The organism is Mesorhizobium shangrilense (assembly GCF_040537815.1).
GTDB classification, from domain to species: Bacteria; Pseudomonadota; Alphaproteobacteria; order Rhizobiales; family Rhizobiaceae; genus Mesorhizobium; species Mesorhizobium shangrilense.
Genome location: NZ_JBEWSZ010000001.1, coordinates 4,984,494 through 5,009,504 on the forward strand (window position 1 = coordinate 4,984,494; position 25,011 = coordinate 5,009,504).

A 25,011-nucleotide genomic window follows, 5' to 3' on the forward strand; every position below is an offset into this window, starting at 1 on the left:
GAGATTCTACCGCCCGGAGTTACTCGGCTCCCCGTAAACCGGCGCCGCAACACCCTCCATGCGCGCCTTGATCTGCAGCGCGACATATTTCGAATAGAAGCGCGACAGCGCCAGATTGCCGCCGTGGAACCACAGCGCCTCCTGCGCGGTCGGCTTCCACATGTTGCGCAGCTCGCCTTGCCATGGGCCCGGATCGCCCTTGACGCCGGAGCCGAGGCCCCAGCAGGGACCGACCTTGTCTGCGACCTCGCGCGAAACAAGCGCGGCCACATTCTCGTTCATCGACTGGTAGCCGGTGCAGGAAATGATGGCGTCAACAGCCAGTTCGGTGCCGTCCTCGAACAGGATGCCGGTGGGCGTCAACGACTCGATGGCGACGCCGCTACGCACTCCGATCTGTCCGTCTATGATCAGTTCGGAAGCACCGACATCGATGTAGTAGCCGGAACCGGTGCGGTAGGCCTTCATCAAAAGGCCGGTCTCGTCATGGCCGAAATCAATGGCGAAACCGGCGTTGCGGAGGCGGTCATAGAAGGCCGCGTCGCGCGCCTTGATGACGTCATAGAGCGCCTGCTGGCCCTTGGGCACCAGCGCGAACGGCGTCGAGGCGACGATCATGTCGGCCTTCTCGGTGGTGATGCCGCGCGCCAGTGCGTTCTCCGAAAAGATCTCGAAGCCGACGTCCATCAGCGTGTCGGATTTGACCACCGTGGTCGGCGAGCGCTGGATCATCGTGACCTCCGCGCCGCTTTCCCAGAGATCGACGCTGACATCATGCCCGGAGCTTGCCGCGCCGATAACGGCGACGCGTTTGCCGCGAAATGTCTCGCCGCTGGAATACTGGCTGGAATGCAGCAACTCGCCCTTGAACTGGCCGGCACCGGGCAGGTCGATCTGCCGGGGCGGGCCATAGGCGCCGGTGGCGAAGACGATGTGCTTCGGCTTCAGCGTGATGCGCTGGCCCACGCGATCGACGACGACCGTCCAGACCTTTTCGGCCTCGTCATAGCTGGCGCTGACGCATTGGGTGGCGACCCAATAGTTGAGCTCCATGACGCGCGTGTACATTTCCAGCCAGTCGCCCATCTTGTCCTTGGGCGTGAACACCGGCCAGTTTTCCGGGAACGGAATGTAGGGCAGATGGTCGTACCAGACGGGGTCGTGCAGCACGAGCGAGCGGTAGCGCTTGCGCCAGGAATCGCCGGGCCTGGCGTTCTTCTCGATGACGATCGTGGGCACGCCGAGTTGCCGCAGACGCGCGCCCAGCATGATGCCGCCCTGGCCGCCGCCGATGACCAGGCAATAGGGCTGCGCGCTGGCGCCGAGCTCGCGCGTCTCGCGCGCCCGCGCCTCCGACCAGGTCTCGCGGTTGGGATCGGCCTTGTGGCGGACGCCCAGCGGCCGCGCCGGCCCTTTGCGTTCCTCGAAACCCTTGAGATCGGTCATCGCCGTGAACAGCGTCCGGCACCGGCCGTCGCGCAGGCGCATGAGGCCCTGCCCCCAGGCCGACGCCGTCTCGAAGGTGAACCAGGCTTCGATGACGCCGTCATCCGACGTCGCTTCGCCCGACAGCTCCCAAGTGGCCGGTTTCGTCGTTGCCAGCGTTTCGCGAAGCATGTCCTCGATCGCCGCGTGTCCTTCCATGGTCTTGATGTTCCATGTGAAGGTCAGCAGGTCCCGCCAGTAGCAATCATCGGCGAACAGGCTGATCGCGGCCGCCACGTCGCGCGTTTCGAGCGCCTGCGCAAAGGACCCAAGCCATGCGGCCGCCTGCTTCGATGGTGCCATGTCGAGCATTTCTTCCCCCTCCTGTAATGCGCCCAATCCGTATCGGGCGGTAAACTGTCGAACTCGGCGCTGCCCCTCATCCGCCTGCCGGCACCTTCTCCCCGTATAGTGACGGGGAGAAGAGATGCGCGCCAACGTTGGCGACCCCCTCTCCCCGTTCCTCACGGGGAGAGGGTAAGGGTGAGGGGCAGCGCAAGCGCCCGGTAGGTCAGGCCCTCAATCCCCCAACGGCTCCATCTCCTTGCCGGTGCGGTGGATCTGGGCGTTGTATTTGATGCGGCGCACGGTCTCGCGGGCCGAGCCGTCGAGCTTGTAGGCGGCGGCGACGGCCATCAGGTCGATCATGGCCAGGAAGGCATAACGCGAGGCCGTCGGCTTCAGCGTATCGGGATATTCGGGCACGGCCACGGTCAAGCGCACGTCGCAGGCGCGGGCAAGGTCGGTGTCGGGCGCCGTCACGCCGATCGAATTGGCGCGGTAGTGCTTGGCCAGTTCCACGGCCTCGATCACCTCGCGCGTGCGGCCGGTGGCCGAAATGGCGATCACCAGGTCGCCAGGCTTCAGCGTCGAGGCGGTCATGCGCATCAAATAGGGATCGCACTGGGCGTTGACCGTGATGCCGTAGCGAAACAGCCGGTACTGGGTTTCCTGCGCCAGCGCGGAAGAACTGCCGCCCAGCCCGAACACGGTGACCTGGCGCGCCCGGGCGATGAGCTCGGCCGCCTTTTCCAGCTGCGCCGGATCGAGTTGCCGTTCCGCCTCCTGCAACGCCCGGCGCGCCTCGCCGAACACGGCATTCCAGAACGGCATATCATTATCGCTGGTCGTGGCCGGCGACGTGTCCAGATAGAGCGCACCGACAACAAGGCTCTGTGCCAGCTTCAGCTTGAAGTCGCGCACGCCCTCGCAGCCGATGGCGCGGCAGAAACGGGTTACCGTGGGTTCGCTGACGCCGGCGCGCTGGGCGAGTGCGGCATTGGAGGCATCGACGGCGTATCTGACATCGTTGAGCACGACGTCGGCGACACGGCGTTCGGCCGGGCGAAGTTCGCCATAGGAATCCTTGACCAGCGAAATGATGTCGGGAATGCGCCTGACATGCTCGCGTCCGTCCGGATCGCTGCCTGAACTGTCAGCTTCGCTCATGAGGTCACGTCTTTCTCCACGTTTCTGAACCTCGCCTCTTACCATGTTTGCACGCCAAGGCTCCACGCGCTCCATCGTGTGGGAGCCGGGCATGCCGCCCGGGATCCTGCCCCGGTCGCCCGTCGTATTGGCCGCCAGCGCGTGCACTGCGGGTGCTTGTTTTCGGAAGTATGTAGGAAAGCAACAAGCTTTTCAATATGGAGAAAATATCGCAAAAACAACCGACTACATTAGCCTCAGGTTATTTGCTGTCGGCCAACATCGGTCATCGCTTGACACGAAAGTAGGATAGTTACAGACTGATCCGGCAGACGGCTGATCCATGGGATCGCCGCGCAATCTCCGAGGGGGTCGGATGAATACGGGCGATGTCAAAAACCCGAAGCTTGGCGTGCAGGCCGCGACCAAGATCTATCGCACGGCCTCCGGCGACCTGCTGGCGCTGGACCGCTGTGATCTCGACATCCGCGCCAACGAAATCGTCTCGATCGTCGGTCCTTCCGGTTGCGGCAAGACGACCCTTTTGTGGTCGATGTCGGGCCTGCATGGCCTGACCAGCGGTGAGATCCGGCTGGACGGCAAGCCGATCACCGGCCCGCATCCCGATATCGGCATCGTGTTCCAGGAAGCGAACCTCCTGCCCTGGCGCAATCTCGACGCCAACATCCGCTTTCCTTTCGAGATCAAGGGCGAGACCCCGGACCGGGCCTGGATCGCGCATCTGCTCAACCGCGTCGGGCTGGACGGCTTCGGCGGCAAGTTCCCGCGCGAGCTTTCGGGCGGCATGCAGCAACGCGCGGCGATCGTGCGGGCGCTGGCGCTGAAACCCTCGGTGCTGCTGATGGACGAGCCGTTCGGCGCGCTCGACAGCTTTACCCGCGAGGAGATGAACCGGCTGGTCGAGGAGATCTGGCTGGATACCAAGACCACCATCGTCTTCATCACGCACAGCATCGAGGAAGCCATCTTCCTTTCGGACAGGGTGGTGGTGCTCAGCGCCCGGCCGGGACGCGTGGCCAGGGAATATGCTGTTCCGTTCCCGCGGCCGCGCTCGATGGAGATCATGGCGACGAAGGAGGTTTTCGACCTCACCAACCGGATCAAGATGGACATCGTCGGCGGGCGCACGACACCGAAGGCGCAGGAGCGCGCAAGCGCCGAAATCGTGAGGATCAGGCCGTGAGCGGAGGCGACGCGATTCCGGAATTCTCGAAGTCCAAATCCGGCGATGGCCGCGATGTCAGCCTGACCAATCTTTCGGCCTTCGCCAGCGGGCCCGGCATCAAGTCGGGCGCGGAGGTGATGGCCATTATCGCAGTGGCGGTGATCATCATCGGCGGCATCGAACTGGCGCTGCGGCTGTTCCATGTGCCGCAATACATCATGCCGCCGCCGAGCTCGATCGCCTACGCGCTGTTCGACGAGTTTCCGCTGATCGCGCCGCATCTAGGCTACACGCTGGTCGAGCTGGTCTCCGGCTTCACCATCGGTGCCATCGTCGGCCTGGTCATGGCCGCCGTCATCACCCAGTTTCCCTTCGCCGAGAAGATCGTTGCGCCGTACATATTGCTCCTGGTCACCACGCCGATGCTGGCCCTGGTGCCGCTGCTGATCCTGCGCTTTGGCTTCGGCTACACGCCGCGCATCATCGCGGTGGCGCTGGCCGCCGGGCCGATGGTGATGATCAACGCGGCCACGGGCTTCCGCCGCGTCGACAGTGCCAAGATCGCGCTGGCGCGTTCCTATGGCGCCAGCACCTTGCAGATCTTCTGGAAGATCCGCGCGCCTATGGCGCTGCCGATGATCCTGGTCGGGCTGATGATCGGCGCGATCTTCGGGTTGCTGACCGCTGTCGGCGCCGAGATGGTCGGCGGCGGCTTCGGCCTCGGCAACCGGCTGACCACCTATTCGTCGATGATCCAGATGCCGCAGTTCTTCGCGGTGGTGCTGATCCTGTCGACGCTCGGCATCCTCATCTACGTGCTCTTCTTCCTGATCGGCAAGAAGTGGGCGAGCTGGGAGGCATAGAGCGGAAGTGAGTGATGGCGCCCGGGAAGCGGGCGTCAGCCCGGAAACCATGTCAACAAAAGGGGGAATATCATCATGGCAAATGAAAATTCGATCGGAGGAATGAACCGCCGCTACTTCCTGCAGGTCACCGGCGCCGGCCTGGTGACCGCAACGGCGCTCGGCGCTTCCGGCTTCCGCGCACAGGCCGAAGCCTATGGAAAGTTCACCTGGATCTCGCCGCGCGGCACGCTCGAAGTGCTCGACGACTATCCCTACTGGGCGGCCAAGAAGGCCGGTTACTTTGATGGGCTGGACACCGACATGCAGCCGGGCCCCTCGGACGGCACGGCGACGGTGAAGTTCGTCGATGTCGGGCAGGCCGACATGGGCTTCCCCTCGCCCGGCGTGTTCTCCTTCGCCATCCAGAACGGCATGAAGCTGAAATCGGTGTTCCATATGGGCGCGCGCGACACGTTCAGCATCGCCTTCCGCAAGGGCGAAGGATCGAACGACCTGAAGAAGCTGGAAGGCAAGACCATCCTGCTCGGTTCCGCTGCCTGGCAGGCGATCACCGATCCGTTGCTGGCGGCACAAGGCGTCGACATCAAGAAGGTCAAATATGTCGAGGCCGGCTGGCCGACCTGGGGTACCGCGCTTGCCGGCGGCCAGGGCGATGCCGCCCTGTCGTGGGAAGGGCTGCGCGCCGAATGGATCGCCAAGGGCCTCGACTTCGAATACTGGCTGGGCGTCGAGCATTCGAAGCTGCCGGCCAACACCTTCGTCGTGCGCGCCGCCGATCTCGAGGATGCCGACAAGAAGGCCTTCCTGGAAAAGTACCTGCGCGGCTGGGCGATGGGGCTTGAGTTCGGTTACCAGAACCCGCGCGCGGCCGTCGAAGCGGTGTTCGAGCAGTTCCCGACGCTGGCCAAGAATCTCGGGCCGGAGCTCGGCACCACCTCGATCCTGCAGCAGATCAACGTCTTCCGCGGCGACATGGACAAGCGCGGCGGATGGGGCTCGCACGACATGGCGAGCTGGCAGGGCTTCTTCGATGAGATCCACAAGATCGGCCAGATCACCAATCCGGTGAAGGCCGAGGATGTCTGCACCAACGAGCTGATCCCTGCCGCCAACGACTTCGACAAGGCGAAGGTCAAGGCCGACGCCGACGGCGCAAAACTGTCGGAAGGCTTTGCCGCGCTCGATGTAGAGAAGATCAAGGCGCATCTGTTCGACTCGGCGGTTAAGTAGGGACTGCAATTGTCGAGGCCAGCGCTGCCCCCCACCTGCCTGCCGGCATCCTCTCCCCGTAAACGGGGCGAGGAGCGCTCTCATCGATGATTTCGCCAATCGCTAACGTTGCGGTCAGCCACTTTCTCCCCGTCACTATACGGGGAGAAATGCCCGGCAGGGCAATGAGGGGCGGCGCCAACCTGACGTGATTTGCTCTGGACGAAGCAATATGGGCGGCAGCGTCGTCGCCCGAGATTCAATCAACAATTGGGAGATGGCGGTGTCCGACAAGGTAAAAGTGCTGGTGGTGGGTCTCGGCAATATGGGCGCATCGCATGCCAGCGCCTATCACCGCTCAGAGGGTTTCGAGATCGTCGGCATCATGAGCCGCTCGATCAAGAGCAGCACGAAGATCCCGGCGGAACTGGCCGGCTATCCGCTCTACGAGGATTTCGACCAGGCGCTGAAGGAGACCAAACCAGACGCCGTTTCCATCAACAGTTGGCCGAACAGCCATGCCGAATATGCGCTGAAGGCGATTGCAGCCAATTGCCATGTGTTCATGGAAAAGCCGCTGGCCACCAACATCGAGGATGCGGAGAAGGTCGTCGCGGCCGCGCGGGCCAGGAACCGCAAGCTGGTGCTCGGCTACATCCTGCGCGTCCATCCTTCGTGGATCAAGTTCATCGAGGTCGGCAAGACGCTGGGCAAGCCGCTGGTGATGCGGCTCAACCTCAACCAGCAGAGCAGTGGCAGCGCCTGGCACTGGCACAAGAACCTGATCGATTCGCTGATCCCGATCGTCGATTGCGGCGTGCACTATGTCGACGTCATGTGCCAGCTGACCGGCGCCAAGCCGGTGCGCGTGCATGGTATCGGCGCGAAACTTTGGGCGGAAGCCGACAAACAGAATTACGGCCATCTGCACGTCACCTTCGATGACGGCTCGGTCGGCTGGTACGAGGCGGGCTGGGGTCCGATGATGAGCGAGACCGCCTATTTCGTGAAGGATGTGGTCGGGCCTAAGGGCGCGGTGTCGATCGTCGCCGGCCAGCAGGCGAGCGCAGCCACCGATGCCGAGGTTTCCAACTCGGCCGACATCGACCGGCACACCAAGACCGATGCGCTGAAGATCCACTATGCCGCGGTGGACGGCGACAAGAATTTCTCCAGGCCCAACGAGATCGTGAGCATGGAGGACGAGCCCGGCCACCAGGAGCTTTGCGATCGCGAGCAGGCCTTTTTCCTGCGCGCCATCCGCGAGAATCTCGACCTGACAGAGCAGATGGACGCGGCGGTCAACAGCCTGCGCATCGTGCTCGCCGCCGAGCAGAGCATCGCGCTGGGGCGCACCGTCGACCTCTGACGCGATCCGGTTGCTGGCAGGCCTCTCATCCGGCCGCTTCGCGGCCATCTTCTCCCCGGCGGGGAGAAGAGGTTGGCATCGACAATCTCCTCTCCCCTCGGGGCGAGGTCAGCCGAGCGAAGCGGAGGCTGGGCGAGGGGGCCGATCCTCGAACACAGTCTGCTCGGGAATAGACATCAACGCAAAGCTATCGGCCAAGGGAGAGAGACATGGCTGGGATATCGGAAAGCTTCCTCGAAACCTACGCGGAATCCGACGCGCTGGATCTCGCTGGTATGGTGCATCGGGGCGAGGTTTCGCCGGCCGAGCTCGTCGAGTGTGCCGTCACCATGATCGAAAGGCTGAACCCGGCGCTCAACGCGGTGGTTCATCGCCTCTATGACATGGCGCGCGCGCAGGCGGATACGGTCGACAGATCATCGGCTTTCGCCGGCGTGCCGTTCCTGCTCAAGGAGCTGGCCTCCTCCTGGGCAGGCGCGCCAAACACCAATTCCTCCTTCTACCTGAAGGATGTCATCGCCGACTTCGACACCGAGGTGGTTCGCCGCATGAAGGCGGCCGGGCTGGTGCTGGTCGGCAAGTCGAACGCGCCGGAGAATGGCTGGTCGATCACCACCGAGCCAAAACTCTATGGCACGACGAAGAACCCATGGAAGGAAGGCATCACGCCGGGAGGTTCGAGCGGTGGGGCAGCGGCGGCCATCGCCTCGCGCATGGTGCCGATCGCCGAGGCCAGCGATGGCGCCGGCTCGATCCGCATCCCGGCGTCGTGCTGCGGCATCGTTGGGCTGAAACCGTCGCGCGGCCGTGTCAGTCTCGCGCCGTTTGGTGATTACTGGTATGGCGGCGCCTATTTCCTGTGCTGCTCGCGTACGGTGCGCGATACCGCGGCCTATCTCGACGCGGTGGCCGGCGCGCTGCCGGGCGACCCCTACACGCCGCCGGTCCCCGACGGCTCCTGGCTCAGCCTGTTGGCGCGGGCGCCGAAGAAGCTGCGCATCGGGTTTTCCGTCACGCCGCCAAACGGCACGGCCATCGACGCGGAGGTGAAGGCGGCGGTGCTGGCAATCGTGGCCGCGCTGGAGCGTCTGGGCCACAATGTCGAGGAACACGACATGCCGCTCGACGCCGATGCGGTCTGGGCGACCTACACCAACATGACCTGCGTGCAGACGGCGGCGACCTTCGACTATCTTGAAACAGTGATCGGCCGGCCGGTGACGCCAGCCGATGTCGAAGCGGTGACCTGGGCGATCATCGAGCGCGGGCGTTCGACCAGCGGCACCCGGCACATTTCAGACGTCGAGCAGCTCAGGCAGGTCGGCCGCGCCATCGTCGGCGATCTCTCGGCCTATGATCTCTTCATCACGCCGACGCTGACGCAACTGCCCCGGCCCTTCGGCTATTACGACATGTCGGAAACGGACATCGACCGCTACAACGCCAAATGGGCGGACTCGGTCTTCGCCTTCCCGTTCAACATTTCGGGGCAGCCGGCGATCTCGCTGCCGCTCGGCTGGTCCAAAGGCGGCGTGCCGATCGGCGTGCAGTTGGTCGGCCGCTATGGCGACGAGGCGACGGTGCTGGCGGCGTCGGCGCAGCTGGAGCAGGACATGCCCTGGAAGGATAAGCGACCGGCGATGAGTGCTTGATAGCGCGGAACGGTGATGGGGCAGAGAGCCAATATCCACCGTCGCACTCTGCGGCGCCCCCCTCTGTCCTGCCGGACATCTCCCCCACAGGTGGGGAGATTGGCGGCTTCGGCGCCGGCCTTTCTTTTTGCTGCGTTGAAAATTGGCGAAAGCGGTCACGACAGCGATCTGCCCCCTCGTGGGGGAGATGCCCGGTAGGGCAGAGGGGGCGCCATAGAGCACTGCCTCGCGATGAACAACGACAAGCGCCAACCCGTCTTCGCTACCCGATGATCTCCAGCCGCCTCGGCAGCCGGTTCATCGAGACCGGCCCGTCCGGCGTGATCAGGAACTGGTCCTCGAGATTGAAGCTGGCGAGACCGTTGATGTAGAGCGGTATTTCGTACGCCAGCACCATGCCGGCTTCGATCTCGGCATCACAATCGGCGGCGATATACGGCCATTGCTCGGAAAACACCGACTGGCCGACGCCATGGCCGAAATGGCCACGGCGATAAGAGCGCAGGCCCTGCCGCGCCAGGCTCTCGGTGGCGGCGCGGTGCACGCCCGAAATCGGCTTGCCAGGCATCAGTTGCGCCAGTCCGTCCTCGAAGGCTCTTTCGGCGATGGCGTGCAATTCGGCCTGATCGGCCGATGGCGGCCCGAAGACGAAATTGCGCGACATGTCGGCCGCGTAGCCAGTGAGCGTGCAGACCATGTCGCACTTCAGCGGATCGCCGGTTGCCGCAACCGCGTCGGCGCCCTTGGCATGGGCGCCGAGCGTTACATACTCCGCCGTCGAGACGGGGTGGGACAATCCCGCCGCCGCACCGGCCACGCCTTCCCTGTAGAGGGCAACAAGGTCCGACTGGCGCATGCCTGGCGCCGCACGCTCCCGCAGCCTCACCAAGCCGGCCTCGGACAGGACGATACCTTGCCGGAGAAGGTCGATTTCTCGCTGCGACTTGATGGCGCGCAGCCTGTCGAGAACCGGCGAGCCATTGATCATCAGACAGTCCGGCAGCATCGTTTGCAGCGCCGAAAAGTCAGTCGCGGACACGAAATCCAGATCGATGCCGATCGTCGCGCGGTCGAGCCCGAATTCGCCGAGGATCCGCTTGAGCTGTACGGCCGAGTTGGCGAGCTCGAAAGTGCCCGGCCTGGAAAAGTCTAGGCCCCGACCAAGCGAGATCAGCCCGGCCTCGATGCGCTCTCCCAGCGAATGCCCTGATGTCGAGGCCTCGAAAGGTGCGGATTCGATCCAGATGGGATGGGTGTAGACGAGAGCATCCGGGGACGCTGCCCGCAGTTGCGCCGCGTAGAAATCGGCCACGACCACGCCGATCGGTAGGTCGCCTCTCCTGGGAATGACGACGAAGCCCGCCCCTGCCCGCCGGAACAGACCGGCAGCACCGATCCATGCTCCGGTCGCGTACTGAAAGGCTTCGGGCTCGCAAAGTACCAGCGCCTCTATCCCCGCGTGCTCCATCAGCCGCGTCGCGCGTTCACGATCCACAAAGTCGGTCATGAGGTTCCTTTCCGACGCCGCCAATGCGGCGGCGTTCTTGCGGGTCTTTGCATCTAGGCGCCCTTGCGGGTGCTATCTAACCGCCTGACAAGCAGCGAACAGGGAATGCTGATGGCCAGGAAGATCAGCGCCACCAGAGTGTAGGGCTCGTTGTAGCGATAGGTCTTGCCCGCCACATCCTGCGCGGCGCCAAACAGTTCGATGACGGTGATGGTCGCCAGGATCGGCGTCTCCTTGAACATGCCGATCAGATAGTTTCCGAGCACCGGGAGGATCGGCTTGACTGCCTGGGGCGCGATGACCAGCGCCCATTTCTGGACGGTGCCGAGGCCAAGCGCGTCGGCGGCCTCGAACTGGCCCACGGGCACCGCGCCGATGCCGGCGCGATAGACCTCGGCGATGAAGGCGGAATAATGCAGGGACAGGCCGAGTATGCCGGCCGAAAGGGCCCCGATGGTGATGCCGAAGGACGGCAGCACGTAGAAGACGAAATAGAGCTGCACCAGAAGCGGTGTGTTGCGGATCACATAGACGAAGCCGATCGCCAGGAAACGCAGCGCCTTGATATCGGAACGGTGCATGGTCGCGACGATGGCGCCGCCAACCAGCGCGCCGGCGAAGCCGCCGATCGTCGCCAGCACAGTCAGCACGGCGCCTTGCAGCAGGACCGGCAGGATGCCGAGCGCGAAGCCGAAATCAAACGACACGCGATTTCCCCTGCTTGAAGCGGCCGGCGCGCTTTTCCGCCCAGGACACGAGAAGATTCAGCGGCGTGTTGATGGCGAGATACATCACCAGGATGATCAGCCAGACCAGCGACGTGTCGCCGGTGGCGTTGATCAGATTGTGGCCGGTCTGGGTCAGTTCGGTGATGGTGATGAGCGAGACAAGCGCGGTGGCCTTGACGATCTCGATGGCCAGGTTGCCGAAGCTCGGCAGCATGATCAGCATGGCCTGCGGAAAGATGATTTTCGAGAAGGTGATCCAGCGGGGCAGCGAAAGGCTGCGTGCCGCCTCATACTGGCCTATGCCGATGCTGGCGATGGCCGAGCGGACGATCTCCGAGCCGTAGGCGCCGAGGTTGAGGCCGATGCCGAGCACCGCGGTCGTCTCGGCACCCAGCCGAATGTGATAAAGCGGCAGGATGAAGTAGAGAAAGAAAAGCTGCACCAAGAGCGAGGTGCCGCGGAAGAACTCGACGAAGATGACGGCGCCGATGCGCAGCGGCCGCAGGCCGGACAGCCTGGCCATGCCGATCAGGAAGGCGACGGCCATGGCCGCGACCAGCGACATGGCCGATATCCGCAAGGTCGCCCATGCCCCCTCCAGCAGAAGGGGCATGAGTTCGGCCAGCTTGGCGAAGCTGTCCGTCACCGGGGCTACGAACCCGAGCAGATGGCGGCGGCGGTGACGCCGTCAGCCGGCAGGTCCTGTGCGCTGAAGCCGAACGGTTTCAGGATTTCGGCGAGCTTGCCCGAGGCGCGCAAGGCGGCGATCTGCTTGTTGAGCGCCTCGATGAAATCGGTGTCTTCCTTGCGCAGGCCAAGCGACTGGAAGTTGAGCAGCGGCTTGCCGTCGGCGCCCTTGGCAATGGTGAACGGCTCGACGCGCTCGACATCCTTGGCGCCGGTCTTGGCGATCAGTTCGCTTATTTCCAGTGCCGGATAATAGATCGCATCGACACGCCCGGCCTGCAGCCCGGAAAAGCCTTCGGTGTCGCGCGAGAACAGCACGATCCTGTTGTCGGGTATGCCGGCGCGGTGCAGGTCATCAACCTGCGCGGTGCCGAGCTGGCTGCCGACCTTCAGCGTCGACGACTTTGCGATGTCCTCGAGCGAATGGATGTTGCCGGGGTTGCCGGCATGGGTGGCGAGGACGGTGGCGATCTGCGTCAACGGATTGGTGAAGGCGATGCTTTCGCAGCGTTTCGGCGTGACATACATGCCGGCGCCGATGATGTCGAAGCGGCCGGCCATGACGCCGGGAACAAGCGCCGAGAATTCGTTGACGTTGGCTTCGATCTTGGTGATGCCCAGCGGCTCGAGTGCGGCGCGCAGCACCTCGACGATGGCGCCGGTAACCTTGCCGTCGGTTTCGATATAGGCGTAAGGCTTTTCGTTGGCGAGGCCGACGGTGACGGTGCCCGTCTGCTTGGCCGTCTCGAATGCCGTCGCCGACATCGCCTGCGTTGTCGGGGCCACGGTCCACAATGCGGCCGCCAGGAACCCGTAGCTCAGCCTGCCCAATACGCTTCTCATCATACGTATTCCTTTCTGCTGTTGTTCAACTCTTCTCGCCCAGCGCGAAATCCATCGCCGCCTTGGCATGGATCCAGGTCGTGTCGAAAACCGGAATGTCGAAATCGTCCTGCCCGATCAGCATGGTGATCTCGGTGCATCCAAGGATCACACCATCGGCGCCGCGAGCCTGCAAACGCGTCACTTCGTCGAGATATGCCTGTTTGGAGCTGGCGGTGACAACACCCTCGCAGAGTTCCTCGTAGATTATCCTGTGCACGGTCGCCCGGCCAGCCTCGTCGGGGACGATCGTCGCGATGCCCTGTTTCTCGACAAGACGGTCGCGATAGAAGGCGCGTTCCATCGTGAAACGGGTGGCCAGCAGCGCTGGTGTCTTGGAGGACGTCTGCCTGATGGCGCCAGCGGTGGCGTCGGCGATGTGGATCAGCGGGATGGAACAGGCCGCTTCGATGCGGTCAGCGAGAAGGTGCATGGTGTTGGTGCAGAGCACCAGCGCTTCCGCGCCGCCGCGTTCCAGGTCGCGCGCGGCCGCGACCAGCATTTCGGCCGCTCCGTCCCAATCGTCCTTGTGCTGCTTTTCCGCGATATCAGCGAAATCCAGCGAGCGCAGGATGATGTCAGCCGAATGCAGGCCGCCAAGCCGCTGGTGCGCGATGGTGTTCAGATGGCGATAGTAGATCGCCGTGCTTTGCCAACTCATTCCGCCAATCAGGCCAAGCCTACGCATTCCCATCTCCTTTTCGTCGCCGGAGCGTAAAGGTTCTCCCAGATACCAGACAATGATAATGATTGAGTGACTCCTGATCGGATTGTGTGGCATTCAATGTGGACACCCGAAATTCTTCCGGCTTCCGGGCCCAAATATGTCGCCCTTGCCCACGCGATCGCGGAGGCGGCGCGGTCGGGGACGCTGCTGCCGGGAACCCGACTGCCGCCGCGCAGGGCGCTCGCGGCGCGCCTGGGGATGAACCTCTCCACCGTTTCCAAGGCCTATGATCTTGCCGCCGAGATGGGGATCGTCGCCGGCGAGGTCGGCCGGGGAACCTTCGTGCGCATGCTCTCGGTGCCCGAACGCATGCCTTGGCCCCAGTCGGGCGGCGTCGATGCCCTGGACATGAGCTCGAACTTTCCGTTTCCTTCCGCCTCCAACGACGAGCTTCGCCTGGCGTTCGAGACGCTGGGCTCCCTGCCCTATTCGGCGGATCTGCTGCGCTATCATCCCAACAGCGCGCATCCCAGCCATCTGGCTGGGGGTGCCGCCTGGGTGAGAAATCTCGGCGTCGAGACCGCGCCGGAGCGGCTTCTCATCACTTCGGGCGCCATCCACGGCGTCTTCGTGTCGCTGCTTGCCGTGGCGCGTCCGGGCGATCTCGTGCTGCTGGAAGAACTGACCTCGCCCGCCATCATCGGCGCCTGCCGGGCGCTGGGCCTGCGCATCGGAGCGGTGCCGCTGGATGCCGGCGGCCTGCGCCCGGACGTTCTGGAAGCCATGGTGAAACGCGAGCGTCCGCGCGCGCTGGTCGTGGTGCCAAACCTGCAGAACCCGACCCTGGCGACCATGCCCGTGGAGCGGCGCAGGCAGATCGTCGAGATCGCCCGGCGTTTCGGTTTTATCCTCATCGAGGACGACGTCTACGGGCCGCTTCTGCGGCAGCCGGACCGCCCTGCACCGCTGGCAGCCATGGCGCCCGAACGCACCTGCTTCTGCACCAGCCTGTCAAAATCCGTGGCACCGGGCCTGCGCATCGGCTATCTGCTGATGCCAGCGTCGCTGCGGGCCGACGCGCTGAATGCCATCCGGGTGTCGACCTGGATGACATCGCCCCTGCTTGGCCAGATCGCGGCAAACTGGATACTCGACGGCACCGCTGGCAGGCTCTGCGAGCGGCAGCGGGCGATGACGGGGCGACGGCAGGATATCGCCAGGCAGATCCTGGGCGAGTTCGACATTGTCACGCATGACGCCGCGCTGCACCTGCTTCTGAGATTGCCCGAACCTTGGCGGTCCGAGCAGTTCAGCGCCCACATGCAGCAGCAGGGCGTTGCCGTTCTGCCCAGTTCCGAAATGTCGGCAGACCCCGGCGGCCGGCAGAACGTCGTGCGCCTCAGCCTGTGCACGATCGACAGCGAAACCGCGCTTCAGTCGGCTCTGACCGTTTGCAGGACCGTGCTGCGAGGGGGATGAAAAGCGAGTGATGATCGCCAGAAACGAAAAAGCCGCGGCGAACCGCGGCTTTTCGATACTTGGTTCCCCGAAGGAAACTGGAGCGGGTGAAGCGATTCGAACGCTCGACCCCAACCTTGGCAAGGTTGTGCTCTACCCCTGAGCTACACCCGCTCACACGACGTTTCCGCCGCAAGCCGGGCCTATATGGCTGAAGAGCGCGGCGATTGCAACAGGGAAATCGCAGGCTTTTTCAGCCTGTGCAAACCTGGCAAACACGCTCCCGCGTGGTCCCGCCTGGGCGGAATCGCAGCGCCGTTGGCTAACGGTCTTGTCTCGGCGGCCTCATTGGCCGTAAACGGCGATAGTGCAAAGCGTCGAGCAGACCATGCGGCGGCGCAGATAAAACCGTGACATGGAAGCGGAACGATGCCGAAGACCGAAGCCGAGCTTTTCGCCTTTCTCGCCGAACTTGGCATCGACGCTTCGACGATGCGCCACCCGCCCCTGTTCACGGTCGCTGATTCGCAGGCGCTGCGCGGCGAGATCGCCGGTGGCCACACCAAGAACCTGTTCCTCAAGGACAAGAAGGACAATTTCTTCCTCGTCACCGTCGGCGAGGAGGCCGTGGTCGACCTCAAGCAGATCCATCACCTGATCGGCGCATCCGGAAAAGTGTCCTTCGGCAAGCCGGAAATGCTGATGGAGCTGCTTGGCGTCGTGCCGGGAGCGGTGACTGTTTTCGGCGTGATCAACGACACCGAGCAGAGGGTGAAACTCATCCTCGATGAGGAGTTGATGACGCATTCGCTCATCAATGCGCATCCGCTGACCAATGAGGCGACGACCTCGATTGGCGCCGACGACCTTCTCAAATTCGTCAAGGCAACCGGGCATGATGCTGCTATCTTGAAAGTCTCGGCGTGATCGCCACATGGGTGGTGGAAAACCGGGATGGCGGAAAACTGGCTTCTAAAGAAGGACGTTGCGCCGATCCATTGGCCGGTGGCGCGACCGAAAGGGTGACGAGATGAGTGACAACAATCAGTTTGGCGGCCCATTTGGCAATAGTGGCGGTCAGTATGCCACCACCGTGCAGTATGGGGGAGCCGAGGCTCCCCGCGCGAAGGTCGCACTTGGCGACGCGCCGCCAGCCGACGTCATCAAGGACACGACGACGGCGGCTTTCGCGGCCGATGTCATCCAGGAATCGCGCCGTCAGCCGGTTCTGGTCGATTTCTGGGCGCCTTGGTGCGGACCGTGCAAGCAGCTGACCCCCCTGCTGGAGAAGGCCGTCAAGGCCGCCGGCGGCAAGGTCAAGCTGGTCAAGATGAACATCGACGACCATCCCTCGATCGCCGGCCAGCTTGGCATCCAGTCCATTCCAGCTGTTATTGCCTTCAAGGACGGCCAGCCGGTCGACGGCTTCATGGGCGCCATCCCGGAGAGCCAGATCGCCGAGTTCATCACCAAGGTGGGCGGCAAAGGCAATGGTGCGCCTGCTGTCGCCGACGCCCTGGCCGCTGCGGCCGAAGCGCGCGCCGCCGGCGACATGCAGACCGCGGCCGACATCTACGACGCGATCCTGGAACAGGCGCCGGAGACAATCGAGGCGATCGCCGGCCTGGGGGATTTGCTGTTCGAAGCCGGTGATGTCGCAGGCGCCGAAGAGCTCCTGGCGCGGGCGCCGGAAGCGAAGAAGGATGCCCCGCTGCTTGCCGCGTTGCGCGCCAAGATGGCGCTTGCCGCGCAGGCGGCCTCGCTTGGCAATCCGGCGGAGTTCGAGCGGCGTCTGGCGGAAAACCCCAAAGACCATCAGGCGCGCTTCGATCTCGCCATGATCCAGAACGCTGGCGGAGACCGCACGGCCGCCGCCGACAATCTGCTGGCGATCATCAAGGCCGACCGGGGTTGGAACGAGGACGGCGCCAGAACGCAGTTGCTGCAGTTGTTCGAGGCCTGGGGCATGACTGACGAAGCGACGCTTGCGGCGCGGCGGAAATTGTCGGCGCTGCTGTTTTCCTGAGCCGGATTACGGTTGTTTTTGCCTGATGGCCTTGCGCCCGGCGGTGGGCGCGCCAGATTAGAAGCTGGATCAGGTCGGACTGATCCATGTTCTTTTCCTTGTGAACAGCGTGCGCCTGTCGGATTGCGACGGCGCAATTCCGGATTTGGCGGCTTCTGGGGAAGCAATCGGAGGATTGAGGTGCAAGCGGGAAACGCGCATTACCGGCTCGGTACGGATTTGCCGTCGACGATCCCGATCTTTCCGCTGACAGGCGCGTTGCTGCTGCCGGGCGGCCGCATACCGCTCAACATATTCGAGCCGCGCTATCTGCAGATGGTGGATGAAGCCATTGCCGGGTCGCGGCTGATCGGCATCATCCAGCCGAGCCTCGATGGGGCCCTGCGCGAGGATGGCGAGCCGGAACTATGCAATGTCGGCTGTGCCGGGCGCATCATTTCCATGGCCGAGAGTGGTGACGGCCGCTACCTGATTTCGCTGCAGGGCGTGTGCCGGTTCCGCATCGCGCAGGAACTTGCGGTGAAGACACCGTTTCGCCAGGGCCGGCTTGCGCCCTTCCTCACCGATCTTGGCGACGATCCGGCGGCGACAGAGGTGGACCGGCCGGCACTGTTGAAGGCGTTTCGCGCCTATCTGCAGGCCAACGACTTGGAGGCCGATTGGGAAAGCGTCAGCCGCGCCGAAAACGCCATGCTGGTCAATGCGCTGTCGATGATGGCTCCCTACGGACCGGCCGAGAAGCAGGCACTGCTCGAAGCGCCCGACCTGAAGACGCGCGCCGAAACGCTGATCGCCATCACCGAAATGGCGCTGGCGCGCGAGAATGAGGATTTCGGCTCGAGCCTGCAGTAAGATGTCTTGGGCTTCAGGTGATACCGGCCTGACCTGACACAGGCTAGGCCCGGCTGTGAAGAGGATATGATGGCGGCGGATGGACGTGACGGTAAGAGGGCCAGTGTCGATCCCAGGATGCTGGAATTGCTGGCCTGTCCGCTGACGAAGGGTCCGCTGGCCTGGGATCCGGAGCGCGGCGAGCTGATATCGAGGGTCGCCAAGATCGCTTATCCGGTGCGCGACGGTATTCCGATCATGCTGCCCTCGGAAGCGCGGGTGCTTTCGGCGGAAGATGTGCTGTCGCCACCGCGCTTGAGCGGACCGTCCTGAAATTCGAGCGTCGCCACAATGTAGAAGCTACAGAGGTTGGCGGGACAGCGCCCCCCTCTGTCCTGCCGGATATCTCCCCCACTTGGGGGGAGATCAGCTGTCATCCCCGCTTCGCCAATCTCCAATGTTGAAAGACGAGCCAGACGGCGGAGCTGCCGATCTCCCCCCAAGTGGGGGAGATGTCCGGCAGGACAGAGGGGGGCGAAGGATCGCCGGCGCGCTCGGTGTTCGCTCCGCCGTGGGACGATGAATGGGCCTTCCTACTGAAAATTGCGCCCCTTGGGCATGACGCTTTCCGCCTCTTCAGACAGCGTTGCGAGATCCTGTTTGATCGGCGCGTTGCGTAGCGCCGGTTGGCTGGAGTGGTCAGGGCTCAACTGTCTGGCCCCGCTGACCTTCTCCAGAAGCACGGTCAGCCAGGGCGTCAGATCCTCGATCCTGTCAGCGACGATATGGATGACATCCGATTCGGACTGCAGCTTGCCGGTGACGCGGATGAACCTGGCCCCCATGATGACGGGACGATAGCGGTCGAAGACCCTTGGCCAGATGATGACATTGGCGACGGCCTTGTCGTCCTCCAGCGTCAGGAAGATCGCATTGCCCTTGCCGGGGCGCTGCCGCACCAGCACGAGGCCGGCGACCGAGACACGCCTGCCGTCGCGTACGGATGGGAGGTTCGCATTGGGCGTGACACCGGTCCGGTCAAGCCGCTCACGCAGGAAGGCCACCGGATGGGCCTTCAGCGACAGTCCGAGCGAGCGGTAGTCGTGGATGACATGCTCGCCGAGCGGCATTTTGGGAAGCTTCGTCTCGGGCTCCAGCTCGCGCAGGCGGATCGCCGGCTGGTCGAACAGCGGCAGGGTTTCGGTGGCACTCTTGCGGTCGAGCGCGCGGACCGCCCATAGGGCGTCACGGCGGTCGAGGCCGATCGAGCGGAAGGCATCGGCCTGGGCCAGCCTTTCGATTTCGTCGACATCAAGGCCGGAGCGCAGCCAGACATCCCGGACGGACTCGTAGCCATCGCCACGCCTGGTGACGAACAGCTCCATGCGCTCGTTGGAAAGTCCCTTGATCTGCCGAAAGCCGAGCCGAAGCGCATGGCTGGTCTCGATAACGCCGCGCATTTCGGCATGGCGCGCGAGGATGCGCGACGGATCGAAGGGGGTCTTTTCCAAGGTGCAATCCCAGACGGAGAGATTGACGTCGACGTCACGGATCTCGACGCCATGGTCGCGCGCGTCGCGCACCAGCTGCGCCGGCTGGTAGAACCCCATCGGCTGCGAGTTCAGGATCGCGGCGCAGAACACGTCGGGATAGAAGGTCTTGAACCAGCACGAGGCATAGACGAGCAGGGCGAAGGAGGCGGCATGGCTTTCGGGAAAGCCATATTCGCCAAAGCCTTCGATCTGCTTGAAGCACCGCTCGGCGAAGTCTCTCGTGTAGCCTTTGTCGACCATGCCGTTGACCATGCGTTGGCGGTAATTGCCAACGGTGCCGGTGCGCTTGAAGGTGGCCATGGCACGGCGCAATTCGTCAGCCTCGCCCGGTTTGAAACCACCGGCAACAATGGCGATATTCATCGCCTGTTCTTGGAACAACGGCACGCCAAGCGTCTTCTTGAGGATCGCTTCCAGCTCTGGCTTTTGATACTCGGCCTCTTCCTTGCCTTGCCGACGACGTAGGTAGGGATGGACCATGTCGCCCTGGATCGGACCTGGCCGCACAATTGCGACCTCGATGACGAGGTCATAAAACTTTTCAGGTTTGAGGCGCGGCAGCATCGACATCTGCGCTCGCGATTCGATCTGAAAGACGCCGAGCGTGTCGGCGCGGCAGATCATGTCGTAGACGCGTTTGTCTTCAGCGGGCAAGGTGGCCAACACATAGGGTTGCCCGTATGGGTCCCGCGCCTTCGGATAGTGGTCTGTGAGCAAGGTGAAAGCGTGCTGGAGGCAGGTCAGCATGCCGAGCGCCAGCACATCCACTTTGAGGATCTTCACCGAGTCAAGATCGTCCTTGTCCCATTCGACCATCTTGCGCTGATCCATCGCCGTCTTGACGATAGGCACGATCTCATCGAGCCGATCCTTGGTGATGACGAAGCCACCAACATGCTGAGTCAGATGGCGGGGAAAGCCCATGATCTCGTTGGCGCGCTCCATCACATGTCGCGATACCGGGTCGGTGCGGTCGAGGCCGCCGGCCCTTGCTTCCTTCTCGCCAAGCTCGGATGTCGACCAGCCCCAGATCGAGCCGGACAGGGACGCCCTGACGTCCTCCGACAGGCCCATGGCCTTCGACACTTCGCGCAACGCCGAGCGGCCTCGATAGCTGATGACGGCGGCGGCCAGCGCCGTATGTTTGGCGTTGTATTTCTCGTAGATGTACTGGATGACGGCTTCGCGCTTTTCGTGTTCGAAATCGACGTCGATGTCTGGCGGTTCGTTCCTCTCCTCGGAAATGAAGCGCTCGAAAAGGGAATCGATTATTTCCGGCCCGACTTCGGTGATGCCAATGCAGAAGCAGACGACCGAATTGGCGGCCGAACCGCGCCCCTGGCAGAGAATGTCCTGGCTGCGGGCGAACTTGACGATGTCGTAGACGGTCAGGAAGTAACGCGCGTAGTTCAGGCGTTCGATGAGAGCGAGTTCTTCCTCGATGCGCTTGGTCACGGATTCAGGCACACCTGCCGGATAGCGATTGACCGCTCCCTCCCGCGCCAGCCTTTCCAGCTCGGCCTGTGGGCCGAGGCCCGATTCCGTCGGTTCGTCCGGGTAGTTGTACTGGAGGTTACTGAGCGAAAAAGTCAGCTCTTGCGCAAATCGCAAGGTTTCGGCCAACGCCTGCGGATGCCGGCGGAAAAGCCTGGCCATTTCCATCGGCGGCTTCAGATGGCGCTCGGCATTGGCGGTCAGTTCCAGCCCCACCTCGGCGACGGGCGTGTTGAGGCGGATCGCGGTCAGCACGTCTTGCAAGGGGCGCCGCTCCGCCGTGTGGTAGAGAACGTCGTTGGTCGCCATCAGCGGAATGCCGGTAACGTCCGCCATCGCCGCTGCCTGCTCGATCCGGAAACGGTCATTGCCCGCATAGCAAGGCGAGACGCCAAGCCGCAGGTTCCCACCGAAGCGGCTCTTGAGCTGGCGAAGCAAAGCGAGACTGTCTTGCGCGTCCGCCGTCAGATCAGGCAGGACCGCCAGCGACATGAGATCACCCCATTCGAGCAAGTCGCTGCGTTCGAGAAGGGTCGCGCCCTTTTCGTTTTCGTCGCGCAGATTGGCCTGGGTGAGCATGCGGCACAGATGACCCCAGCCCTTGCGATCCCTGGGATAGGCGAGGATGTCGGGCGTGCCATCGCCAAAGACCAGCCGGCAGCCGGGGTGGTAGGCAAGCGCCTCGACCTTGGCCTGCTGCCAGGCGCGCACCACGCCAGCCACCGTGTTGCGGTCGGCGAGCCCGATCGCGGAAAATCCCAGGAGCTTGGCCGCGACCACCAGCTCCTCCGGCTTGGAGGCACCGCGCAGGAAAGAGAAATTCGACTGGATGCCAAACTCGGCATAGGGAATGACGGTCAGCGCGTTCATGCGAACACCCCATGCATGAACCAGCGCGGCGCGGCTTGAGAGCCGCCATAGAGGCCCTGGCGATAGAGCCAGTAGCGGCGGCCATCGGCATCCTCGATGCGGAAATAGTCGCGCGTCGATGCCGCTTCGTCGCTCGAAGCCTCACGCCACCATTCGGCCGCGATGCGTTCCGGCCCCTCGGCACGCGTGACCCTGTAGAGCGCGCGGCGCCAGCGGAAATTCAGCGGCGGACCCTCGGGCATTTCGGTGGCCGGCACCTCGACGGGTTCGGGCGAACGGAAAAGCCGGATCGGCCGCTCCTGCCGAAACACGGTCGTGGGCACGGGCGTCGTTATCCTGTCCGGCTTTTTCGGTGGCGTGGTTTTTCGTGGCGCTTCGGTAAAGGGAATCGTGGCGACGGCGCGCTCCGGCAAATGGCTCTCGACAAGAACAGGCTTCAAAACCGCGCTCTCGCCGAGCCGGGCGCGGATGCGGTCGGCGAACAAAGCGATATCGGCGCCGTCATCGGTCACCTCGCCGGTCAGATCGGCCTGCTGCATGTCGAAGGCGGCGGCCGACAGCACCGACAGGCGCACGAGATCGAAGCCATAGCCGGCATCGATATCCTGCTCGAGCGCGGCCAGCCGTTCATGGAACAGTTTCTGGATCAGCATGGGTTCGCGCATCGGCCGTGAGGTGCCCAGCGCAATGCGGCTGACGGCGCCGTCGACGCGAAAGAGCAGCAGCGCCAGCGTCCTGGCGCCCTCGCCGCGTCGTTCGAGGTCGCTCTTCAATGTCGTCGCCAGCATGCCCACCAGTCGTTCGATCTCCTCGGTCAGGGTGACTGGCTCGGCAAGATGGCGTTCGACGGAAAGCGGCGCGACGGGAAGGCGCGGCGACACCGCCTCGTCGAGACGGCCAAGCGCCTGGTCGAGGCGCAACAGCAGGGAGGCGCCAAAGCGGCGGGCAAGGGGTGCGCGCGGCGTCGCCATGACGGCGCCCGCCGTGCGCAGGCCGACGCTCTCCAGACTGTCACGGATCGCCGGCTCGATGCGCAGTGCGGCCAGCGGCAAGGGCGCGAGCAGTTCCTCCTCCCCGCCGCCAGCGACGATGCGGTCGCCGGAAAAGCGTGCCGCCGCCCAGGCAGCGCCCGGCGTCGCGGCAAGTCCGGCGCGGACATCGAAACCCTGGTGGAAGAAGCGCGACAGGATGTCGTCCAGCATGGCGCGTTCGCCGCCGAAAAGATGGGTGCAGCCGGTGACGTCGAGGAACAGGCCGTCGCTGCCGTCCAGCGCCACCAGTGGCGTGTAGCGGTCGCACCAGTCGGCAAGGCCTTCGAGCAGGCGCCGGTCGGCCTCCGGATCGGCCTCGACGATGTCGATCGACGGATGCATGGCGCGCGCGTCGGCGATGCCCATGCCGCGCTTCAGGTGAAGCGCTTCAGCCCGCTCGTCGAGGGCTGAGATGCGCTGCGCGTTCCCCTGGCGATGGCTGATCACGAGCGGTGGATGAGATGGCGTCGGGTGATCCGATGGCCGGGAACGCCAGGACCGCCCCAGCCGCTGCCGCAGGATCCTTTCCGCGCCGAGATGCGGGAACCACAGGGACAGAATTCTCTGCCCGTCCTTTCTCTGTCCGTCCTTTCTGGGGCCATCTTTCCTCGAAGCAGTGTTCATCGGGGTTCCACTCCAGTGTGAATTGTCCGGGCAAGGCCGTACGGCTCTTGCCGATGGTGACGGTGAAGGCCGGGCGGCCGATCGAGCCGGCAAGCGGCCCGGCGATGGTCTCGCGCGCGGTTGCTGGCGCCGGCGACAGGATGAGGCGCACGGGTGCCGCCGTCGGTTCGGGTTCGGCGGCCTGCCGCAGCAGGAACACCGGCCGGCCGGCATTCTGCGCCCGGGCGTGCAGCCGGCGCGTCGCCGTGAGATCCAGCCGTTGCGGGTTGCCGCGGATTTCGAGGATGACGGCGGCGAGCGCCGTCATCCGGGCGGCCTCTTCGGTCACCCACAGCGCATCGACCAGTTTTGGCGCCTCGGAGAACAGCAGCTGTTCAGGCTCGATGCCGAAGAGCGAATGAAGCCCCCTGGCATAGGGAAAGCCGGCCTCGTGGAAAATCTCCGATGTGCCGACCCACAGCACGGGCAGTCGCGGCCCCTGCTTGAGGATCAGGCTTATGAGCGACAAAGCGAAACCGGCGACGGCTCCGGCATCGCGGGTTTCAGTACCATGGATCTCGTTCAGGGCGGCTTTCGGCAGTCCACCGCTCAAGGCACCGTCGAGACGCGTGGCGCCGGTCTGCAGAAACGCGTCCTGTGGCGCCACGGCAAGGCCGCGCCGGACAAAGGTGAGATCGGCCTTGAGAGTAAGATCGGCGTCAACAGGCGCGCCGACCGGCACCTCCAGGCGCTCGGGCAGCGTTCCCTCGATTTTCGCGATCTGGCGGCGCAGGGCAAAAACAGTTTCCCGCGCCACGGCGGTCATCGCCATGACGGTCAGCTTCCACTCACAATTGTTCCTGTTATGTTCCTATAGATTCCAGAGGGGGCGGGAAGAGTCAAGCAGACTCATGGGGAATTTATTCCTGTCGGCTTGGTTTGCGGAAAGCTTGGCCGTCCGGCATTTGCCTCGACCCCTGCGAAAGCCTATATGCCGGGTTCAAAGGAAAAAGCATGGCCCGCATCTACAAGACCCGCACCTGGCACGACGAGCTTTCGCCTTCGATGGAGGAAATGGAGTTCCTGGCGCTGGAGGCCTATGCCCATCTGCCGGAGGATTTCCGCAAACTGACCGGCGAGATCGTCATCCAGATCGCCGAATTCCCGACCGATGAAATCATGGACGACCTGTCGCTGGAAACGCCCTTCGACCTGCTCGGCTTGTTCGAGGGACGCGGCATCGCCGAGCGCTGGAACCCGCAGACCGGCGAGGGGCCGAACCGGATCACACTCTACCGCCGCGCCATCCTCGACTACTGGTCCGAGAACGAGGAAACGCTGGGCGATATCGTCACCCATGTGCTGATCCACGAGATCGGCCATCATTTCGGCCTGTCGGATGATGATATGGAAAAGATCGAAGAGGCGGCTGAATAGGGGCACACCTTCGTCATCCCAGAGCGGAGCGACGCGAAGCGG

At 63.8% G+C, this 25,011-nt stretch carries 21 protein-coding genes and 1 tRNA gene; 11 read left to right on the top strand and 11 right to left on the bottom strand.

The window, feature by feature from the left end:
• Positions 1-6: 6 nt before the first annotated feature.
• Positions 7-1,797, bottom strand: a complete 1,791-nt coding sequence (locus tag ABVQ20_RS24025; protein WP_354461957.1) for an NAD(P)-binding domain-containing protein — start codon at positions 1,795-1,797, stop codon at positions 7-9.
• Positions 1,798-2,004: 207 nt separating this feature from the next.
• The gene (locus ABVQ20_RS24030; RefSeq protein WP_354461958.1) at positions 2,005-2,934 is read right to left on the bottom strand and encodes a MurR/RpiR family transcriptional regulator; all 930 of its coding nucleotides are present in this window, start codon (positions 2,932-2,934) and stop codon (positions 2,005-2,007) included.
• Positions 2,935-3,289: 355 nt separating this feature from the next.
• On the opposite strand from ABVQ20_RS24030, the gene ABVQ20_RS24035 reads away from it, so the two are divergent.
• The 5 genes from ABVQ20_RS24035 (at position 3,290) to ABVQ20_RS24055 (ending at position 9,195) form a co-directional block, all read left to right on the top strand.
• On the top strand, positions 3,290-4,117 hold the full coding sequence (locus tag ABVQ20_RS24035; protein ID WP_354461959.1) for an ABC transporter ATP-binding protein: 828 nt from the start codon (positions 3,290-3,292) through the stop codon (positions 4,115-4,117).
• Complete coding sequence (locus tag ABVQ20_RS24040; RefSeq protein WP_354461960.1) at positions 4,114-4,962, top strand: ABC transporter permease; 849 nt, start codon at positions 4,114-4,116, stop codon at positions 4,960-4,962. Before ABVQ20_RS24035 ends, ABVQ20_RS24040 begins: the two co-directional genes overlap by 4 nt.
• A gap of 75 nt (positions 4,963-5,037) precedes the next feature.
• Positions 5,038-6,195, top strand: a complete 1,158-nt coding sequence (locus ABVQ20_RS24045; protein ID WP_354461961.1) for an ABC transporter substrate-binding protein — start codon at positions 5,038-5,040, stop codon at positions 6,193-6,195.
• A gap of 262 nt (positions 6,196-6,457) precedes the next feature.
• Positions 6,458-7,543: a Gfo/Idh/MocA family protein gene (locus ABVQ20_RS24050; RefSeq protein WP_354461962.1), complete on the top strand. Its 1,086-nt coding sequence runs from the start codon at positions 6,458-6,460 to the stop codon at positions 7,541-7,543.
• 209 nt (positions 7,544-7,752) lie between these two features.
• Complete coding sequence (locus tag ABVQ20_RS24055; protein ID WP_354461963.1) at positions 7,753-9,195, top strand: amidase; 1,443 nt, start codon at positions 7,753-7,755, stop codon at positions 9,193-9,195.
• Positions 9,196-9,457: 262 nt separating this feature from the next.
• On the opposite strand, the gene ABVQ20_RS24060 is transcribed toward ABVQ20_RS24055, so the two are convergent.
• Genes ABVQ20_RS24060 through ABVQ20_RS24080 form a run of 5 tightly spaced genes read right to left on the bottom strand, consistent with a single transcriptional unit; the run spans position 9,458 to position 13,687 of the window.
• Complete coding sequence (locus ABVQ20_RS24060) at positions 9,458-10,702, bottom strand: M24 family metallopeptidase (RefSeq protein ID WP_354461964.1); 1,245 nt, start codon at positions 10,700-10,702, stop codon at positions 9,458-9,460.
• 53 nt (positions 10,703-10,755) lie between these two features.
• On the bottom strand, positions 10,756-11,409 hold the full coding sequence (gene ehuD / locus ABVQ20_RS24065; RefSeq protein WP_354461965.1) for an ectoine/hydroxyectoine ABC transporter permease subunit EhuD: 654 nt from the start codon (positions 11,407-11,409) through the stop codon (positions 10,756-10,758).
• Positions 11,399-12,076, bottom strand: a complete 678-nt coding sequence (gene ehuC, locus ABVQ20_RS24070; protein ID WP_354461966.1) for an ectoine/hydroxyectoine ABC transporter permease subunit EhuC — start codon at positions 12,074-12,076, stop codon at positions 11,399-11,401. Before ehuC ends, ehuD begins: the two co-directional genes overlap by 11 nt.
• Positions 12,077-12,081: 5 nt before the next feature.
• On the bottom strand, positions 12,082-12,960 hold the full coding sequence (gene ehuB / locus ABVQ20_RS24075) for an ectoine/hydroxyectoine ABC transporter substrate-binding protein EhuB (RefSeq protein WP_354461967.1): 879 nt from the start codon (positions 12,958-12,960) through the stop codon (positions 12,082-12,084).
• 25 nt (positions 12,961-12,985) lie between these two features.
• Positions 12,986-13,687 carry an aspartate/glutamate racemase family protein gene (locus ABVQ20_RS24080; RefSeq protein ID WP_354461968.1) on the bottom strand — a complete coding sequence of 234 codons (702 nt, stop codon included), beginning with the start codon at positions 13,685-13,687 and terminating at the stop codon, positions 12,986-12,988.
• 96 nt (positions 13,688-13,783) lie between these two features.
• On the opposite strand from ABVQ20_RS24080, the gene ABVQ20_RS24085 reads away from it, so the two are divergent.
• On the top strand, positions 13,784-15,145 hold the full coding sequence (locus ABVQ20_RS24085; protein ID WP_354461969.1) for an aminotransferase-like domain-containing protein: 1,362 nt from the start codon (positions 13,784-13,786) through the stop codon (positions 15,143-15,145).
• Positions 15,146-15,223: 78 nt separating this feature from the next.
• On the opposite strand, the gene ABVQ20_RS24090 is transcribed toward ABVQ20_RS24085, so the two are convergent.
• Positions 15,224-15,298 (bottom strand) — tRNA-Gly (locus ABVQ20_RS24090).
• 255 nt (positions 15,299-15,553) lie between these two features.
• Here ABVQ20_RS24090 and ABVQ20_RS24095 point away from each other — a divergent pair.
• The 4 genes from ABVQ20_RS24095 to ABVQ20_RS24110 all read left to right on the top strand — a co-directional run bounded on the left by ABVQ20_RS24095 (position 15,554) and on the right by ABVQ20_RS24110 (position 18,314).
• Entirely contained in the window at positions 15,554-16,051 is a 498-nt protein-coding gene (locus tag ABVQ20_RS24095) for a prolyl-tRNA synthetase associated domain-containing protein (RefSeq protein ID WP_354461970.1), read from the top strand.
• Between the two features lie 103 nt (positions 16,052-16,154).
• A complete protein-coding gene (trxA, locus tag ABVQ20_RS24100) occupies positions 16,155-17,150 on the top strand; it encodes a thioredoxin (RefSeq protein WP_354461971.1) in 996 nt (331 codons plus the stop codon).
• A 180-nt stretch (positions 17,151-17,330) separates the two neighbouring features.
• On the top strand, positions 17,331-18,002 hold the full coding sequence (locus ABVQ20_RS24105; protein WP_354461972.1) for an LON peptidase substrate-binding domain-containing protein: 672 nt from the start codon (positions 17,331-17,333) through the stop codon (positions 18,000-18,002).
• 69 nt (positions 18,003-18,071) lie between these two features.
• Positions 18,072-18,314, top strand: a complete 243-nt coding sequence (locus ABVQ20_RS24110) for a Trm112 family protein (protein WP_354461973.1) — start codon at positions 18,072-18,074, stop codon at positions 18,312-18,314.
• 260 nt (positions 18,315-18,574) lie between these two features.
• Here ABVQ20_RS24110 and ABVQ20_RS24115 read toward each other — a convergent pair whose 3' ends face one another.
• Genes ABVQ20_RS24115 through ABVQ20_RS24125 form a run of 3 tightly spaced genes read right to left on the bottom strand, consistent with a single transcriptional unit; the run spans position 18,575 to position 24,364 of the window.
• Positions 18,575-21,898 carry an error-prone DNA polymerase gene (locus ABVQ20_RS24115; RefSeq protein ID WP_354461974.1) on the bottom strand — a complete coding sequence of 1,108 codons (3,324 nt, stop codon included), beginning with the start codon at positions 21,896-21,898 and terminating at the stop codon, positions 18,575-18,577.
• Positions 21,895-23,376 (bottom strand): DUF6504 family protein, encoded by a 1,482-nt coding sequence (locus ABVQ20_RS24120; RefSeq protein ID WP_354461975.1) that lies wholly within the window; start codon positions 23,374-23,376, stop codon positions 21,895-21,897. The genes ABVQ20_RS24115 and ABVQ20_RS24120 overlap by 4 nt, the downstream gene beginning before the upstream one ends.
• Positions 23,318-24,364, bottom strand: coding sequence for an ImuA family protein (locus ABVQ20_RS24125; RefSeq protein WP_354461976.1), 1,047 nt, complete (start codon positions 24,362-24,364; stop codon positions 23,318-23,320). The genes ABVQ20_RS24120 and ABVQ20_RS24125 overlap by 59 nt, the downstream gene beginning before the upstream one ends.
• 182 nt (positions 24,365-24,546) lie before the next feature.
• Between ABVQ20_RS24125 and ABVQ20_RS24130 the strand changes: the two genes are divergently transcribed.
• On the top strand, positions 24,547-24,969 hold the full coding sequence (locus ABVQ20_RS24130) for a metallopeptidase family protein (protein WP_111544069.1): 423 nt from the start codon (positions 24,547-24,549) through the stop codon (positions 24,967-24,969).
• Positions 24,970-25,011: the final 42 nt, after the last annotated feature.

Bases quoted from the DNA above. Each gene is read 5' to 3' on its own strand.
- ABVQ20_RS24025 (WP_354461957.1), bottom strand. From the start codon at position 1,797: ATGCTCGACATGGCACCATCGAAGCAGGCGGCCGCATGGCTTGGGTCC.
- ABVQ20_RS24030 (WP_354461958.1), bottom strand. From the start codon at position 2,934: ATGAGCGAAGCTGACAGTTCAGGCAGCGATCCGGACGGACGCGAGCAT.
- ABVQ20_RS24035 (WP_354461959.1), top strand. From the start codon at position 3,290: ATGAATACGGGCGATGTCAAAAACCCGAAGCTTGGCGTGCAGGCCGCG.
- ABVQ20_RS24045 (WP_354461961.1), top strand. From the start codon at position 5,038: ATGGCAAATGAAAATTCGATCGGAGGAATGAACCGCCGCTACTTCCTG.
- ABVQ20_RS24055 (WP_354461963.1), top strand. From the start codon at position 7,753: ATGGCTGGGATATCGGAAAGCTTCCTCGAAACCTACGCGGAATCCGAC.
- ABVQ20_RS24060 (WP_354461964.1), bottom strand. From the start codon at position 10,702: ATGACCGACTTTGTGGATCGTGAACGCGCGACGCGGCTGATGGAGCAC.
- ehuB (WP_354461967.1), bottom strand. From the start codon at position 12,960: ATGAGAAGCGTATTGGGCAGGCTGAGCTACGGGTTCCTGGCGGCCGCA.
- ABVQ20_RS24080 (WP_354461968.1), bottom strand. From the start codon at position 13,687: ATGCGTAGGCTTGGCCTGATTGGCGGAATGAGTTGGCAAAGCACGGCG.
- ABVQ20_RS24085 (WP_354461969.1), top strand. From the start codon at position 13,784: ATGTGGACACCCGAAATTCTTCCGGCTTCCGGGCCCAAATATGTCGCC.
- ABVQ20_RS24095 (WP_354461970.1), top strand. From the start codon at position 15,554: ATGCCGAAGACCGAAGCCGAGCTTTTCGCCTTTCTCGCCGAACTTGGC.
- trxA (WP_354461971.1), top strand. From the start codon at position 16,155: ATGAGTGACAACAATCAGTTTGGCGGCCCATTTGGCAATAGTGGCGGT.
- ABVQ20_RS24110 (WP_354461973.1), top strand. From the start codon at position 18,072: ATGGCGGCGGATGGACGTGACGGTAAGAGGGCCAGTGTCGATCCCAGG.
- ABVQ20_RS24115 (WP_354461974.1), bottom strand. From the start codon at position 21,898: ATGAACGCGCTGACCGTCATTCCCTATGCCGAGTTTGGCATCCAGTCG.
- ABVQ20_RS24125 (WP_354461976.1), bottom strand. From the start codon at position 24,364: ATGGCGATGACCGCCGTGGCGCGGGAAACTGTTTTTGCCCTGCGCCGC.
- ABVQ20_RS24130 (WP_111544069.1), top strand. From the start codon at position 24,547: ATGGCCCGCATCTACAAGACCCGCACCTGGCACGACGAGCTTTCGCCT.